At 50.4% G+C, this 15,458-nt stretch carries 15 protein-coding genes and 2 tRNA genes; 6 read left to right on the plus strand and 11 right to left on the minus strand.

Going from position 1 to position 15,458, the window contains the following annotated elements; translation table 11 throughout:
- Positions 1-133: 133 nt before the first annotated feature.
- From OFAG_RS03435 to tsaE, 3 genes are all read right to left on the minus strand, one after another.
- Positions 134-209, minus strand: a tRNA-Arg gene (locus OFAG_RS03435).
- A gap of 126 nt (positions 210-335) precedes the next feature.
- Positions 336-1,643 (minus strand): N-acetylmuramoyl-L-alanine amidase, encoded by a 1,308-nt coding sequence (locus OFAG_RS03440; RefSeq protein ID WP_005877927.1) that lies wholly within the window; start codon positions 1,641-1,643, stop codon positions 336-338.
- 7 nt (positions 1,644-1,650) lie between these two features.
- Entirely contained in the window at positions 1,651-2,136 is a 486-nt protein-coding gene (tsaE, locus tag OFAG_RS03445) for a tRNA (adenosine(37)-N6)-threonylcarbamoyltransferase complex ATPase subunit type 1 TsaE (RefSeq protein ID WP_005877926.1), read from the minus strand.
- 1,195 nt (positions 2,137-3,331) lie between these two features.
- Between tsaE and OFAG_RS03455 the strand changes: the two genes are divergently transcribed.
- Positions 3,332-3,826: a methylated-DNA--[protein]-cysteine S-methyltransferase gene (locus OFAG_RS03455; RefSeq protein WP_231371662.1), complete on the plus strand. Its 495-nt coding sequence runs from the start codon at positions 3,332-3,334 to the stop codon at positions 3,824-3,826.
- The gene (gene xerD / locus OFAG_RS03460; protein ID WP_020994799.1) at positions 3,823-4,776 is read left to right on the plus strand and encodes a site-specific tyrosine recombinase XerD; all 954 of its coding nucleotides are present in this window, start codon (positions 3,823-3,825) and stop codon (positions 4,774-4,776) included. The genes OFAG_RS03455 and xerD overlap by 4 nt, the downstream gene beginning before the upstream one ends.
- Positions 4,777-4,809: 33 nt before the next feature.
- Here the strand turns inward: xerD and OFAG_RS03465 are convergent, their stop codons facing one another.
- Complete coding sequence (locus OFAG_RS03465; protein ID WP_005877921.1) at positions 4,810-5,775, minus strand: endonuclease/exonuclease/phosphatase family protein; 966 nt, start codon at positions 5,773-5,775, stop codon at positions 4,810-4,812.
- A 134-nt stretch (positions 5,776-5,909) separates the two neighbouring features.
- Between OFAG_RS03465 and plsY the strand changes: the two genes are divergently transcribed.
- Entirely contained in the window at positions 5,910-6,521 is a 612-nt protein-coding gene (gene plsY, locus OFAG_RS03470) for a glycerol-3-phosphate 1-O-acyltransferase PlsY (protein WP_005877916.1), read from the plus strand.
- A gap of 19 nt (positions 6,522-6,540) precedes the next feature.
- Here plsY and OFAG_RS03475 read toward each other — a convergent pair whose 3' ends face one another.
- On the minus strand, positions 6,541-7,185 hold the full coding sequence (locus OFAG_RS03475; protein ID WP_005877914.1) for a response regulator: 645 nt from the start codon (positions 7,183-7,185) through the stop codon (positions 6,541-6,543).
- 148 nt (positions 7,186-7,333) lie between these two features.
- Between OFAG_RS03475 and OFAG_RS03480 the strand changes: the two genes are divergently transcribed.
- Positions 7,334-9,100, plus strand: coding sequence for a glutamine--tRNA ligase/YqeY domain fusion protein (locus tag OFAG_RS03480; RefSeq protein ID WP_005877912.1), 1,767 nt, complete (start codon positions 7,334-7,336; stop codon positions 9,098-9,100).
- A 55-nt stretch (positions 9,101-9,155) separates the two neighbouring features.
- Here the strand turns inward: OFAG_RS03480 and OFAG_RS03485 are convergent, their stop codons facing one another.
- Positions 9,156-9,998 carry a M48 family metallopeptidase gene (locus OFAG_RS03485; RefSeq protein ID WP_020994800.1) on the minus strand — a complete coding sequence of 281 codons (843 nt, stop codon included), beginning with the start codon at positions 9,996-9,998 and terminating at the stop codon, positions 9,156-9,158.
- A gap of 230 nt (positions 9,999-10,228) precedes the next feature.
- Here OFAG_RS03485 and gstA point away from each other — a divergent pair, with 230 nt between their 5' ends.
- Positions 10,229-10,837, plus strand: coding sequence for a glutathione transferase GstA (gene gstA / locus OFAG_RS03490; protein ID WP_005877909.1), 609 nt, complete (start codon positions 10,229-10,231; stop codon positions 10,835-10,837).
- 27 nt (positions 10,838-10,864) lie between these two features.
- Here the strand turns inward: gstA and OFAG_RS03495 are convergent, their stop codons facing one another.
- The 5 genes from OFAG_RS03495 to OFAG_RS03515 all read right to left on the minus strand — a co-directional run bounded on the left by OFAG_RS03495 (position 10,865) and on the right by OFAG_RS03515 (position 14,957).
- Entirely contained in the window at positions 10,865-11,908 is a 1,044-nt protein-coding gene (locus OFAG_RS03495; RefSeq protein ID WP_005877908.1) for an aldo/keto reductase, read from the minus strand.
- A gap of 41 nt (positions 11,909-11,949) precedes the next feature.
- Positions 11,950-12,990 carry a quinone-dependent dihydroorotate dehydrogenase gene (locus OFAG_RS03500; protein ID WP_005877907.1) on the minus strand — a complete coding sequence of 347 codons (1,041 nt, stop codon included), beginning with the start codon at positions 12,988-12,990 and terminating at the stop codon, positions 11,950-11,952.
- 121 nt (positions 12,991-13,111) lie between these two features.
- On the minus strand, positions 13,112-13,864 hold the full coding sequence (gene aat / locus OFAG_RS03505) for a leucyl/phenylalanyl-tRNA--protein transferase (RefSeq protein WP_005877905.1): 753 nt from the start codon (positions 13,862-13,864) through the stop codon (positions 13,112-13,114).
- A gap of 59 nt (positions 13,865-13,923) precedes the next feature.
- The gene (locus OFAG_RS03510) at positions 13,924-14,349 is read right to left on the minus strand and encodes a TIR domain-containing protein (RefSeq protein ID WP_005877903.1); all 426 of its coding nucleotides are present in this window, start codon (positions 14,347-14,349) and stop codon (positions 13,924-13,926) included.
- A gap of 53 nt (positions 14,350-14,402) precedes the next feature.
- Positions 14,403-14,957, minus strand: a complete 555-nt coding sequence (locus tag OFAG_RS03515) for an NUDIX hydrolase (protein WP_005877901.1) — start codon at positions 14,955-14,957, stop codon at positions 14,403-14,405.
- Positions 14,958-15,195: 238 nt separating this feature from the next.
- Between OFAG_RS03515 and OFAG_RS03520 the strand changes: the two genes are divergently transcribed.
- A tRNA-Met gene (locus OFAG_RS03520) sits at positions 15,196-15,272 on the plus strand.
- Positions 15,273-15,458 lie beyond the last annotated feature (186 nt).

The following is a 15,458-nucleotide window of genomic DNA, read 5'->3' on the forward strand; positions in this document are numbered from 1 at the left end:
ATGATAAGACGGTAACGGAAAATAAATGGCGTTTTGGGCGGAAGATGTGCGCAGCCGGCGACTTGAAGAAGCGGATTTCTTGAGCCGGTGCTGCTCATCGTTCAGCGCATGACTAACGCAGGGAACAGCATGATGGCGCGCTCGGCGGGGATCGAACCCACAACCCCTGCCTTCGGAGGGCAGTACTCTATCCATTGAGCTACGAGCGCCTTGAAAAGAAGCACGTCATTTGCGGAATTTGCACGAGCGTTTAAAGCCGAAAAATGACGCAGGCAGTATTCTACCTCATTTGCCCGATCCGGGCCGCAGTTTAAGCAACAAAATTGATGGATCCCTTAAATCATACGGTTTCGGGCGCGCGGGGGATTCTTGGCAAAATATTTCTTGATGCCGTTCAAAATGGCGTCAGCAATGTCTTCCTGATGGGTGTCGTTGTTCAGTTTCGCTTCTTCTTCAGGATTGGAAATGAAGGCGGTTTCGACCAGAATGCTGGGAATGTCCGGCGCTTTCAGTACGGCAAAGGCCGCTTGTTCGACGGAATCCTTGTGCAGTCGGTTGATGCCTCCCATCTCATCCAGAACCGCGCTTCCCAGTTTCATGCTGTGTTTGATCTGGGCTGTTGTGGAAAGATCCAGCAGGACACTGGCCAGTTGCCGGTCATGTTTTTTGATATTGACTCCTCCAATGAGGTCTGCCGCGTTTTCCCGTTTGGCAAGCCATCTGGCCGCAGTCGAAGATGCTCCTTTTTCCGACAGGACAAATACGGAAGAGCCGCGCGCAGTCGGCCGGATAAATGCATCGGCATGAATGGAAATAAACAGATCCGCCTGAACAGCTCTGGCTTTCTGTACGCGAACGCCCAATGGAACGAAAAAATCGGCATTGCGGGTCATGACAACACGCATATTGGGTTGCTGTTCAATTTTGGATTTCAGACGTTTGCCAATAGCGAGAACGACGTCCTTTTCCTTGCTGCCTCTTGCTCCGATCGCTCCCGAGTCTTCACCGCCATGCCCCGGATCGATGACGATTGTGACCATCTGTTTCAACGGCATTTGAGTATCTTTTCCGGCGGGAGAGGGCGAAAATGACGTTTTCCGGCCGGGAGCTTCTATGATGGATTTTTTCGGATTACTGGCGGCAAGCTGTACCGGTTCAGCTTCTTTTTTCCATTCCCCTTTCAGGATCAGGGCGGCAATCGGATCGAGCGGTTCTTTCGGATAAAGATCAAGGACGAGACGATGCTTGTATTTATCGATCGGCGCCAGCGAAAAAACCTGTGGGTTGACGGCAACTTTCAGATCAAAGACAAGACGGACGGTTTTCGGATCCAGTTGCCCGACACGCACATTTTGAATGTAAGGATCGTCTGGCTGGATTTTGGAGATCAGTTCTTTCAGGGTGGAACTTAATTCAGTTCCTGCCACATCGACGACCAGCCTGTCCGGATTGTTCAGCATGAAGTGTTTGGCCTGGATATTGCCTTCGTGTTCCAGAGTGATGCGCGTATAGTCGTCTGCCGGCCAGGTGCGGACGGCGACAATGTTGCCGCCGAAGACCGGTTGCATGGCTGTCACCAAAAAGATAAACGATGCCATAACCAGAAGGATCGTTTGCCAGTGCTTGTAAAATGAATGTTTCATCTTCGACTCATGAGTGAGGCAAAAAGCGCAAATTTTCCAGACAGTGTGAACCTTTGTCGGACGACGCCTTCAGACAGGCGGTACGGCCGTCTCCGGTGACTTCCAGAGAGATAACGAGATCCGGAGGCGGTAATTCCGGGTCGGCTTTTTCAGCCCATTCGATAAAGCAAATCGTTTTTTCATTGAAGTGTTCCCGAAAACCCGCTTCAAGAAATTCTTCGGGGCACCCCAGCCGATATAAATCGAAGTGCAGCAAATCGACAGGCCGGTTGTTCAGGTCAATCGAGTAAGGTTCGACCAGTGTGTAAGTGGGACTTTTCACCTTTCCCTTGTGGCCCGCCTCTTTTAGCATGGCACGGATCAACGTTGTTTTCCCGGCGCCCAGATCACCATGTAAATAGATTTTGAGCCCTGCTTTCAGTACGGCCGCCAGCGATTTGCCGAGGGCACAGGTGTCGGACTCGTTTTTCAAATAAAAAGTCTTTTGATGCATCGTTCAAACGGTTCAAATCACTCTTCAGTTCTATTGTTTGATGGCAGGGCGATTCGTCTATAGTATCTATAATCATTCCGTTTTGGGCAATGTTTTTTGTTGTTTTTCATGAAATTTGCCGGGCAATTGACTGATTTTGTTTCAAAAATGCGTGGGAAGGCAACCCGTGTGGTTTTCGGGGGAAGGCATTGCCTTGTTAGTACTGGCCAAACCGGATGGCGGTTGGAGCAGTAGTTTGCAAACGGGTTTATGGAGAACGCATTTCGCGACAAGGCAGGGAGGGACGTCTCGTCCGGACGAGTAGTTGCCGAATACATGGTGTGTTTTATGGTGACACGAATTGTCTTCGGAATGTAGCGATGGCTGGATAGTGAAACCGGTTTGGGGGCAGGCACGCTTGTCGAAATGTGGATTTCGCCGTGTGCAGCGGAGTGGAGGAAGAAAGCGGCTCGTTTGCCTGTCGCGTTTTGACAGATTCAGTACCTGCGCTGGAGGTCGCTTTGGCCAAAAAAACTGTATTGACAGACAGGATAAAAAATCTTTTTGCAAACGGGCAGAAAAACGCGTTTTTTCAGGTGAAGGACTGTCCGATTCCCTCGCATTTGTTGAGATCAGGGAAAAAGCGCATTGCATAAGTAGCGGCCTTGTCTTCAGGATTGCCTGATCGGAGCCATTGCGGTACGGTATACAATTGATGTACGCCGGTGTATTTCTTATCGGGCCGTTGAATTGAAAAACGCCATACAGGAAAAGGGGTAACTGTCGTCCGAGAATTGCCTGTATGTTGGGATGATGGTCATTTACCTTATCCCCGGACAAATTTGCCGAAAGTCCCGCGCTATCCGGTTTCGCCGTTTGTTCCCTTTTTGACAAGGCTAAACTGCCGGAACGGTTTTTCTGAAGCGATGCCGGCTTTTATGAAAAGCTGAAGAAGCGCTGTTATACGCAGCGGATGCAGTCGCAGGTGTCGCATATCGCCCTCGTGTCAGGCAAGGCGTTTGGCACGGTGAAGAGGCGCCGGATAACCACAGAATCGAAGAGGCCCCCTTAAAACAAATACGATATCGGAAATGAGGGATAACCACACTGACTGGGCTACTCATCAGAGTGATTAAAATTATTTGTCGGGAATGTCTCTTTGGAAATGAGAAAGAAATATAATTTTTCTCTCAAGGTCTTTTCAGAAAAAATGCATATGAGCGCTTTGATTCCCGATAGATGCAGCGCGATTGTCAGAACCTCTTTCGGTTCTGTAGGGATTGCCGTTGAGCATGAGACAATTACAGCTATTCGTATTTTCCCCGACCTGTTCGTGGAAAAGAAGGCGACGGACGCCTTGTCAGCCGAAGCGGTCAGACAGATTCGGGGGTATCTGGATCATCCCGGTGCCTGTCTGGATTTGCCGGTAACGATGCCGGGAAGAGAAATCCATCGCAGGGTCTGGCGCGAATTAATGTCGATTCCGTGTGGAGAAATCCGTACTTATGGCGAACTGGGTAACCTGTTGCATCTTTCCCCCGGAGTGATCTGCCGGGCATGTGAGGAAAATCCATTGTCGCTTTATATTCCAAGCCATCGCGTTATTGCCATTACAGGGCCGCGGGGCCCTGTCGGTGAAGGCGATCCCTCCAGTGCGCGACTCCGGATGAAACGCTGGCTGCTGAAACATGAAGGTTTTTTATACGGATGAAGAAACAGGACAGATATACGCTTTCATCTGAAAACCGTTTGGCGATTGATGAGTTTTGCGAGACGGTCTGGCTGGAGGACGGTTTGTCTCAGAATACGCTTGATGCATACCGTCGCGATATGCAACTGTTTGCACAGTGGCTTGAAAAAAACGGGCCCGGCACCCGTCTGCTGGAAGTCACACCGGATATTCTGAACAGCTATTTTCTGGCGCGTCATTCCGAATCGAAAGCAACATCGGCCAATCGGCGTCTGACGGTACTCAAACGTTTTTACCGCTTGCAGTTCCGCCTTGGACGGCTGGCAGTGAATCCATGCCAGAAAATGCATGCCGCAAAACAACCGGCACGGTTTCCCGGAACTTTGTCCGAGACACAGGTCGAATCGCTCCTGATCGCACCCAGGGTGGAAAATCCACTAGGTTTGCGTGACAGAACCATGATCGAACTGATGTATGCAAGCGGACTGCGGGTATCGGAACTGGTTACCTTGAAGCTGGTGGAAGTGGGCATGAATGAAGGCGTCTTGCGCATTCTGGGGAAGGGCAGCAAGACACGGCTTGTGCCGTTTGGCGAAGAGGCGCGCATCTGGATCGAACGCTACATGCGGGAAAGCCGTCCGTTCATTCTTGCCGGAAAGGTGTCCGATTATCTGTTTGTTACAGCGAGGGGAACGTCCATGACGCGGCAGATGTTCTGGACGCTGATCAGGAAATACGCTTTGCAGTCCGGCATTCATGAACCTCTTTCACCGCATACCTTGCGGCATGCTTTTGCAACGCATCTGTTGAATCATGGAGCCGATTTGCGGGTTGTGCAGTTACTGCTGGGACATGCGGATATCTCGACAACCCAGATTTATACGCATGTGGCGCAACAGCGACTCAAGCAATTGCATGCCATCCATCATCCCCGCGGCAGCGATGTCGCGGACAAGAGAGAAAACGGATAGGTGTATGTGTCCTTCCCTGTTTTGAAGAGCGGGTTATTTCAATTCGATAGTGACAAGCGCCAGACTGTGGTCGGACAGTTCGGGATTGTCAGGATCGCCGTCATTTTGCAAATAGACCATTTTCTTGATTTTCCCTGTCAGAAATCCCGATTCTTCGGTGAATTCTTCCGAAACGAATATATGATCGATTCGGGGTGTCCCGTTTTCTTCAAGAAACTGCGACAAATTATTCATGTGATGATCCGGATCGCTCTGTATTTCAAAACAATCGTAAAGTCGGTAAAAAGGTGAGAGTGGTTGCTCACTTTCGTGTTCTTCGCCAGTCACAATACGGGTGGATACGGCCAGGGAAAAATCGTTGAAATCGCCGAGGATGGCAATGGGCAGGGCATTGTTCTGGCGGAACTCCGCTACGAGCGCCCGAACGCCGAGCGCGTCGGCTGCTCTTCTCATCAGTGAACGCAGCGCAGCCAGACCGTATTGGTAAGGATCCGACTTATTGACGAAACTGACGAAATCGGGACGTTTCGATTTCAGATGAACGACATAAATGTTGAGAATCTGTCCATTGGGGAGAAAGACAGGCGCTTCAAGTACAGGTCGGGAAAACCGGTTGATAAGGGTATCGGTGATCGGTAATGTGATCTGGAACTGCCGGGGAAAAAGTTGATGGGTTTGAGGTGAGCCTGCCAGTGGAAAACGGGACAAGAGGGCGACCTGGGGTTTTAAGGCAGCCGGCAGATGGTTCCGGTCGAAACAGATCAGGTGCGCTTCCCGGTAGTGGCGGGTTTTCGCAACAACGTCGTTTAAGGCTTGTTTGGAAAAAATTTCCTGAAAACCGATAACGTCGGCATCGGACTGGTCGATTTTTTCGGCAATCCATGCTGTTTTCGCCTCGTATTCTTCCTGCGTGTAGGGCGGCAAATCATCGTAATAGGCGATTTCCGGCAATACCAGATTGCGCACGTTGAACGTTGCAAGTCGAATTTCCTGCTGCATATTTTTCCTTTCACCACTACAATGCGGACATAAGCAACATTTCCTGTTTCGTTATCTTAACAAACGCTTCTGTTATTTTTGAGGTCATTGCGACTCTTGTTTGTGACAGAACAAGAAAACAGCGATTTGAAAATATGTATACGGTTTTATTTGTCATTGCCGCCTATCTTCTGGGATCCATCCCCTTCGCGCTGGTTTTCAGCAGGCTTTTCGGACTGGCCGATCCCAGAACGTACGGTTCCGGAAACCCGGGAGCCACCAATGTTTTGCGCAGCGGCAACAAACTGGCTGCCTTGCTGACGTTGCTGGGCGATGCCGCCAAAGGCTGGCTTGCCGTCTGGCTGGCTTCATATCTGGGGCCGCAATTCCAGGTAGGGGAAACGGGAACGGCCTGTGTTTGTATCGCGGTTTTTCTGGGACATCTTTTTCCTGTTTTTGCACGTTTTAAAGGGGGAAAAGGCGTGGCTACGGCATTGGGTGTGTTGTTGGGCATCAGCCCCTTACTGGGAGCGCTTGTACTGGTAACGTGGGTGGGTGTTGCAATTCTGACACGATATTCCTCGCTGTCTGCCCTGATTTCGGCTGTGCTCGCTCCCATCTATTACGGGCTGTTTTATGGATTCAACCTGTATTTTGCCGCTATTGTCGTCATGAGCGCTTTCTTGATCAGTCGTCACAGGCAGAACATCGGCAACCTGCTTTCGGGAAAAGAAAGCAAGATCGGCAGCAAGAAAAAAACCGGCTGATCCTGGCCGGAAACCGGCATTATCGTTCAAAAGGAGCGAGCAAGTTGTGAGCAATGGCGTACTGGACGATTTCCGCCAGAGAATGCATGTCCATTTTGGCAAGGATCCGGGATTTGTGCGTACTGACTGTTTTGACGCTTAAATGAAGCTGGGTGGCAATGTCTGTAATGGATTTGCCGCTGGCCATCATGTTGAAGATTTCGAATTCACGATTGGAAAGCTGTTTGTGAGGCAATTCCTTTTCCGGGGTCATAATGTCCAGCGCCAGTCGTTCAGCCACTTCCATACTGATGTAAGGTCTTCCGGAAGCGACTCTTTTGATCGCCGTAACGAGCTGGCTGCCGGCGCTTTCCTTGGTCAGATAACCTTGGGCACCGGCACGGATCGAACGGACGGCGTACTGTTCTTCCTCATACATCGTCAATACCAGAACGGGCAGCTTGGGCGCTTCTGTCCGGATCTGCCGGATAAGGTCGATACCGCTGCGGCCGGGCATGGAAAGATCCAGCAACAACACATCGAACCCGCCTTTCCGGACTTGCGCCAGAACGCTGAAACCGTCAACGGCTTCGCCGGCGACAGTGATTTCCTCGTTGCCTTCAAGAATGCGTTTCAGTCCTTCGCGCATTAAGGTATGGTCGTCCGCAATGACAATTCTGATCATGTGAGGTCTGGTAAAAACGATTGAGTGGAACAATACGACATCGGTATTTCGCAAAGAGGGCAGGCATGTCAAATAGATGTGCCGGCAGCACTACACATTATGCGTTGTCGCGGTAAAATGTAGCTTATCCGTTTTTTATATACAAGTCATGAACGTCGATAACAAAAACAGCCATTCTGCCTCATCGTCCAATTTTCTGCGCGCCATTATCGAATCCGATAACGAAAAGGGAACGTATCAGCGTCCCGGAATGCCGAAAGTCATTACGCGTTTTCCTCCGGAACCCAACGGTTATCTCCATATCGGGCACGCCAAGTCGATCTGTCTCAATTTCGGTCTGGCAAGGGATTACGACGGAAGATGCCATTTGCGTTTCGACGACACCAATCCGACCAAGGAAGATCAGGAATTCGTGGACACTATCAAAGATAGCGTCCAGTGGCTCGGTTTTTCATGGGAACAGGGCGGTACGGATTATCTGCATTATGCCAGCGATTATTTCGATACCCTGTATCTGATGGCCGAATACCTGATTGAAGCCGGGCATGCCTATGTGGACAGCCAGACTCCGGAAGAAATCGCCAGAAACCGCGGCAGTTTTTCCGAACCGGGCAAAAATTCGCCGTACCGTGACCGACCGGCGGCTGAGTCGCTTGATCTTTTCCGCAGGATGAAAGCCGGCGAGTTTCCTGATGGCTCATACGTATTGCGGGCGAAAATCGATATGGCTTCGCCCAATATGAACATGCGCGATCCGGTCATTTACCGTATCCGTCATGCACATCATCACAGAACGGGCGACAAGTGGAATATTTATCCGATGTACGATTACACGCATCCGATTTCGGATGCGCTGGAAAATATCACCCACTCGATTTGTACACTGGAATTTCAGGATCATCGGCCTTTTTATGACTGGATTCTCGAGCGGCTGTCCGAAACGATTACGTTGCCGGACGGTCGGGTTATCGGCGGTTTTCTTCAGAAACCGTTGCCTCACCAGTACGAATTCGCCCGGTTGAATCTGACTTATACCATTACCAGCAAACGGAAACTGTTGCAGCTGGTGGAAGAGAAAATCGTCGATGGCTGGGACGATCCGCGCATGCCGACGATTGTGGGTATCCGTCGTCGGGGTTATACGCCGGAATCGATCCAGCTTTTTTGCGAACGGATCGGTGTGGCGAAAGCGGATGGCTGGATTGACGTGGGCACGCTGGAGGGCAGCCTGAGAGACGATCTCGATCCCAAGGCGCCGAGAGCGACAGCTGTCTTGCATCCGGTAAAACTTGTTATCGACAATTTTCCGGAACATCTTCAGGAAGAATGCACTTCTCCGGTTCATCCGCATTATCCGGAACGCGGTTTGCGGCGTTTCCCGATTACAAAGGAATTGTGGATAGAGCGGGAAGATTTCATGATCGATCCGGTGAAAGGGTATTTCCGCCTGTTTCCCGGTAACCGTGTTCGCCTCCGCTATGGATATGTGGTCGAATGTACCGGTTACGACGTGGACGAAGCGGGAAATGTGACGGCCGTACACTGCAATTATTTTCCGGACAGCAAGAGCGGCACGGAAGGCAGTACAGCTTACAAGGTCAAGGGAAATATCCACTGGGTCAGCCGGGAACACGCAGTTGAAGCGGAAGTCCGCCTTTACGACCGGCTGTTTGCCGATCCGGCGCCGGACGCGAACAACAAGGATTTCAGGCTGGCCTTGAATCCGCATTCAAAAGAAGTCGTCAGGGCTTATCTGGAACCGGGACTGGCCGCCGCACAGCCCGGAGACATTTACCAGTTTGAACGGCACGGCTATTTTGTCGCCGACATCAAGGATTCGCAACCGGGCCAGCCCGTCTTCAATCGTGCGGTGACCTTGCGCGATTCCTGGGGCAAGAAGAAGTCATTTTTCTAGGTAGCGGGATCATCAAAAAACGCGCTTTCAAAGCGCGTTTTTTGTTAAAACGACGTTATCTTTTCTTTTTTGCCGCGGACTTGCCTTGACGTTTGGCGGCGGTCTGATAGAGCGGCATGACTTTGGGGAGTTCCGAGTGCAGTCTGTCGATTCTGGAAGAATCGCTGGGATGGGTTGAAAGCAGTTCCGGTGTCGAGCTGTCTCCCAGGTTTGCCATCTTTTTCCATACGTTGACAGCCGCTTCGGGGTTGTAGCCGGCTCGTGCCATCAATTCCATTCCCATGACGTCGGCTTCCGCTTCCATGGTTCTTGAAAATGGCAGTGTCAACACCAGTTGGCTGGCTGTTCCCGCGAGCGATTGCTGGGTGGAACTCAGTCCGGCCAGTGCACCGGCAATAGACAAAGCCTGATCGGTTGCAATCTGCTGGGAAATTTGTTCGCGACTGTGTTCGCGAAGCGCATGCGCCATTTCATGTCCAATGACGGCGGCCAGTTCATCGTCGGTAAGATTAAGTGAACTGATAATCCCGCTGTAAACGGCGATTTTTCCGCCCGGCATGCAGTAAGCGTTCACTTCCTTGCTGTTTATGACATTGACTTCCCATTTCCATTTCAAGGCATCGGGACGGAAAACGCCGACCTGGGCAATCAATTTATTTGAAATGTTTTTGACCCGTTTTGTGTAGGCAGTGTTCGTATTCAGCGCTTTTGCCGAACGCGCCCGGCCCAATTCTTTTTTGTAAGCGGTTGCCGCACCCTGATTGACCTCGTCAGACGAGATCAACAATAATTGACTTCGTGACGAATTGGTCGCGCCTCCGGCGGTTGTGCTTTGGCAACCCGATAGCAGTAGTGTTCCGGCCATCAGGGCAGCCAGTAAAACAAAAATACGTTTCATGAGATTCCTCCCTATAGGTTGTTGTCGTGTCATGATCTGCGCCAGAGCTATTTTTTTCCAATGTTGGCAAGTTGGCAATTCATTTCAACTGGATTCAGCAATATATGCTGGAAGAGTGACAATGAACTGACACGTCGTATCTGTGCAGGGGTATTATTTATTGCTGACGGATAAGGCAGTTTTATGTTCCTGTCACAACCTGTGTCTCTATTTTATGAAAGGCTGAAACAATGAAATTGTATTACACTCCCGGAGCCTGTTCGCTTTCACCTCACATTGTGTTGCTTGAATCCGGCTTGCCGTTTGAACTGGAAAAAGTGGATTTGCAGGAAAAGGAAACCGCTTCGGGCCATGATTTTTATCTCGTCAATACAAAAGGATCGGTTCCCGCGCTGGAACTTGAGGATGGTTCCATTCTGACGGAAGGCGCCGTTATTATCCAGTATCTGGGTGATCTGGTTCCGGAAAAACAGCTTGTTCCCTTGCCGAAGACGATGGAACGATATCGTCTTATGGAGTGGCTCAACTTTATTGCGACGGAATTGCAGAAAAGTTTTGTACCGATATTCAATCCGTCTTATGGCGCCTGCCGCGAAGAGGCGAAAAAGACCTTGCTCAGGCAATTCGATTATGTCGAACGCCAGTTGGGGAAAAAGCCTTATTTGATGGGGGAACGGTTTACCGTTGCCGATGCGTATCTGTTTACTGTTTCCACCTGGCTCGGGGCGGCTGATCTGGAGATCGATCAATGGAAAGCCCTGGCTGAATATGGTAAGCGGGTTTCAGAACGTCCGGCCGTTCATAAAGCCATGATTGCAGAAGGTTTGCTTCAGGGGTGAGGAATGGCGCGTTTTAAGGTGGGCTGTTTACAGGGCCGGATTGGTGATCAGGGCATGGATTGCATTGATTCGATCAACGATTTCATCGTTTAGCGAAATGGAAATGGCATCGATGTTTTCCTTAAGATGGTCCAGCTTCGTTGCCCCGATAATGGTGGCGTCGATAAACCAGCGGGAATAACACCATGCCAGAGCCAGTTGGGCTGGCGTCATGTTGTATTCCCTGGCCAATTGCATATACTGGCGGGTCGCTTCGAGTACGGCCGGACGGCGGTAGTGTGCGTTCCAGTCTGCTGAAAAGAGAGTCAGCCGTCCGCGAATTTTCGGGTTGTCGATGTACTTTCCTGTCAGTTGGCCGAAAGCGAGAGGGCTATAGGCGATCAGTCCGACGTTTTCCCGGAAGCAGATTTCATCCATGCCAATTTCAAAATGCCGGTCAGTCAGATTGTAGGCGTTCTGGATGGAAACGATTTTCGGCAAACCTTTCATTTCGGCGATCTTGATGAACTCCATCAGGCCCCATGCCGATTCGTTGGAAATGCCGATATGGCGGATTTTGCCTTCTTCAATCAGTTTGCCCAACGCCCCCAGCGTTTCTTCAATCGGCACACTGGGCCGCTCGTCTTTGGGATTGAAGATAACCTTGCCGAAGAACGGCACGTTCCGGCTGGGCCAGTGTAACTGGTAAAGGTCGATGTATTCGGTTTTGAGACGTTTCAGGCTGTTTTCGACCGCGAGGCGGATATTGTGTTCGTCGAGATCGCTTTTGCCGTTGCGTATCCATGGGATGAGCCGCGAGGGACCGGCTATTTTTGTCGCGAGAACGATGCTGTCACGATTTCCCCTTTTTTTCAGCCAGTTCCCGATGATGGTTTCGCTCAGTCCGTGAGTGACCGCTTGCGGCATGACGGGATAAATTTCGGCTGTGTCGATGAAATTGATACCGCGTTCGACCGCGTAATCGAGCAGGCGAAAAGCTTCGCTTTCATTGTTTTGGTCGCCGAAGGTCATGGTGCCCAGACAAACCTTCGAGACGAACATGCCACTGGTGCCTAAAGGTATTTTCTGCATGATTCCGGTTCCTCTTGTAGATAGCGACAGTAGAAAAAACCTCAGTCCCTGCGCAAGGCCTGTACGCATTCGCGTACCAGTCCGGGGCCTGAATAAATCATGCCGGTCAGTATCTGGACCAGTGACGCGCCCGCTTCTGTTTTTTCCCGGGCGTCTTCGCCGGACAAAATACCGCCTACCCCGATGATGGGAATGGCATTTCCCAATTCCGTTTTCAAGCAGCGGATAACGTGAGTGGAAAGATCCTTGACGGGAGCACCGGAAAGTCCTCCCGCTTCCTGACCGTGTTTGAGATGTTTGACGGTATCGCGTGTAATGGTTGTGTTCGTTGCAATGACGCCATCGATCTTGTGACGAAGCAATGCATCCGCGATATTTCTGATCTGGTTATCGTCAATGTCCGGCGCGATTTTCAATGCCAGAGGAACATATCGGGAATACTGTTGCGACAGTCTGTCCTGCGCCGTTTTCAGTTGCGTCAGCAGATTGTCCAGTTCGGATTCACCCTGCAATTGTCGCAGATTTTTCGTATTGGGCGAGGAAATGTTGATGGCAATGTAATCTGCGACAGGATAAACCTTTTCGAGACAGATCAGATAGTCGTCAACGGCGTTTTCAATAGGCGTGCTTGCATTTTTTCCGATGTTTAAACCCAAAATGCCTTTTTTTTCCCGATAAAAGCGTGAGGCTTTTACGTTCTCCACGAGTATATCGACACCGTCGTTGTTGAATCCCATCCGGTTGATCAATCCTTCCGCTTCCGGGAGCCGGAACATTCTGGGTTTGGGATTGCCGGACTGGGGTTTCGGAGTGACGGTGCCAAGTTCGAGAAAACCGAATCCGAGAGAGGCCAGACCGTCAATGCAGGATCCGTTTTTATCCAGACCGGCGGCCAGTCCGACCGGATTGGGAAAAGTCAGTCCCATGACTTTGCGGGGCGACGGACTGACGGCGGGCGCCAGAGCGGTCATTCCCATAGCGGAAGCCATTCTCATGGATGAGAGAGTGAAGTGGTGGGCGTTTTCCGGATCCAGGGAAAAAAGGCATGGCCGGATCAGGGCGTACATGAAATTAGGGATCATGAGATTCAATTTTGTTGCGACGGCGCCAGACCGGTTCCGGAAGAAAAGGCCTTTCACGGCGGTTTTTCCGGAACGAACATTCAGGATGGCCTATATTGTATCGTAATTCGCGGATTTATTTTCATCGGGAAATTGTGTGAAAGGAGCACAAGGGACAGAGATTGTCTGATTTCCACGACGTGACCGGCGGCAAATCGATGACGCTTTTAAGGTGAACAGTGAAATCGGCGCGGCTGATCGGACGGGCGCCCAGTGAAGCGAGATGGGCTGTTTCCTGCTGGCAGTCGATCATTTTCACGCCGTTCATTTTCAGGAAAAAAACAAGATGGGAAAGGGCGATTTTCGAGGCGTCCCTTACCCTGGCGAACATGGATTCGCCAAAAAATATTTTTCCCAGGCAAATGCCGTAGGCTCCGCCTACCAGTCTGTTTTCATACCATAGCTCCGACGAATGGGCGATGCCCATTTCATGGAGTTTCTGATAGTTGTCGATGATTTCGTCGGTTATCCATGTGCCCGCTATATGGTTTCTGGGTGCGGCGCACGCTTTTATGACTTGCCCGAAGTCGGCATCGAATTTCAGTTTCCAGGGGCCGCCGGTGTGGATGCTTTTGTGAATTTGTCGAAGTTTTTTCTTCAGACTGTGGGAAATGACAAAATGTTCCGTCGGCAACACCATACGGGGATCAGTGCTCCACCACAAGACAGGCTGGTTTTCGGAAAACCAGGGGAATATGCCCTGTCGATAAGCGTTGACAAGGCGGTCCGGAGACAGATCGGCGCTTGCCGCCAACAGTCCCGGAAAACCGCTTTCTTCCGTCAAGGCCGTTTCGACCGCAGGAAAAGGATCGTTTTGTTCTAGCCAGGGGATCATTGAACGGGTTGCTGCCATTTCAGAGATGGCATACGGGGCTGGATAAAAAACTTTGCCAATTATTTTTTGAGTCTGGCATGTCTGACGATGGCATCTCCCAGTTGCATGGCATCCCATTTCACGATTTCCGCCGCGGCGCGTTTTTCCTTGTGGGAGGTATATTTCGGATCGACGGCATCTACCAGAATGACTGGTATGCCCAGCTTTTTCGCCGCGTCCAGTTCCAGATTGATCCAGCGTTTGAATTCTTCATAAACGCCCGCCAGAATGATGAGACACGAACAGGGTTTCATCTGCTTTTCAATCGCGATTGCCAGTGCCTTGTTGGAGGGCACAGACTGGGCCGGATCGTCTTTCGATACGCTGTAGTATTCATATCCGAACCCTTCCGTTTTCAGACGGTATGTTTCCATCAGGCTCGTGATTCTTTCAATGCCATCTTGTTCGACCCAGCCGTGGCTGAGAAAAACGGGATACGTTGCCATAAAGTGAAATCTCCAAATTTTGCAGTGAACGGCTGAAATCGGATCGGGTCGGCCTATTGGGTCAGGTCGAGTGTGTGAAAACCGAAATCGCCTCCCTTCTGAATTTTCTTTTTGTCTTCAAAATAGAACTTGAGTGCGTATTTTATCGTTGAAAAGGCCAGTTGATTCCAGGGAATTTCATTTTCGGTAAAGAGTCGGGTCTCAAGGCTTTCCTCACCCGGCGCAAAGTTCGTGTTTTCCAGATGGGCCAGATAGAACAGGTGAACCTGATGATAGGCCGGCAAATTCATTAGGGAGAACAGGGTCGAGATTTTTACGTCTGCCCCCGCTTCTTCCTTTGTTTCCCGTCTGGCTGCCTGTTCCGTCGTCTCATCGTTTTCCATAAACCCCCCCGGGAGAGTCCAGAAACCGTGCCGGGGCGTTATCGCCCGGCGACACAGCAAAATGGACGTTTCCTTTTTCGTCTCCCAGGTCGGTATGCTGCAAACCACGATTTTCGGATTTTCATAATGGATCGTGTTGCAGTTCGGGCAGATATGGCGCGGCATATTGTCCAGCGGCGGGATATCGACAATCAGGGGATGAGCGCAGTGAGAACAGAATTTCATGTAAATTTAAAACGGCTCGGAACGGAATATAAGGAAACGACAACAGGATATCATTGAATAAAACCATTGATAACAATTCGCGCAATCAACACAATGTTACCTTCTTTTCCAACGCTTCAAAAGGTGCGTTGGCGGCGGAAAGTACAAGGCCCTTGTGAGGTTTTCCGGAAAAGAATGGCTCTTTATGAGACGCACTTGAATAAAAAAGAAAACCGGGTTATAATTCTACCTTTCCAGACGCGGGGTGGAGCAGTCTGGCAGCTCGTCGGGCTCATAACCCGAAGGTCGTAGGTTCAAATCCTGCCCCCGCAACCATTTTTATAAAAATGCCGTTAATTCAATGAGTTAGCGGCGTTTTTTGTGCTATTTCTAGTCTGATTTTAAAATCAAAAAACTAGCATTACCTGCAACTTCTCTAAATAAACTTGGCGTTAATTAATGAGAACTAATCGTCTAGTTTCAAGAAGGAACTAGTTCTTCGATGGTGCTGAATATTGATGC

The organism is Oxalobacter paraformigenes, assembly GCF_000158475.2.
Taxonomy (GTDB): Bacteria; Pseudomonadota; Gammaproteobacteria; order Burkholderiales; family Burkholderiaceae_D; genus Oxalobacter; species Oxalobacter paraformigenes.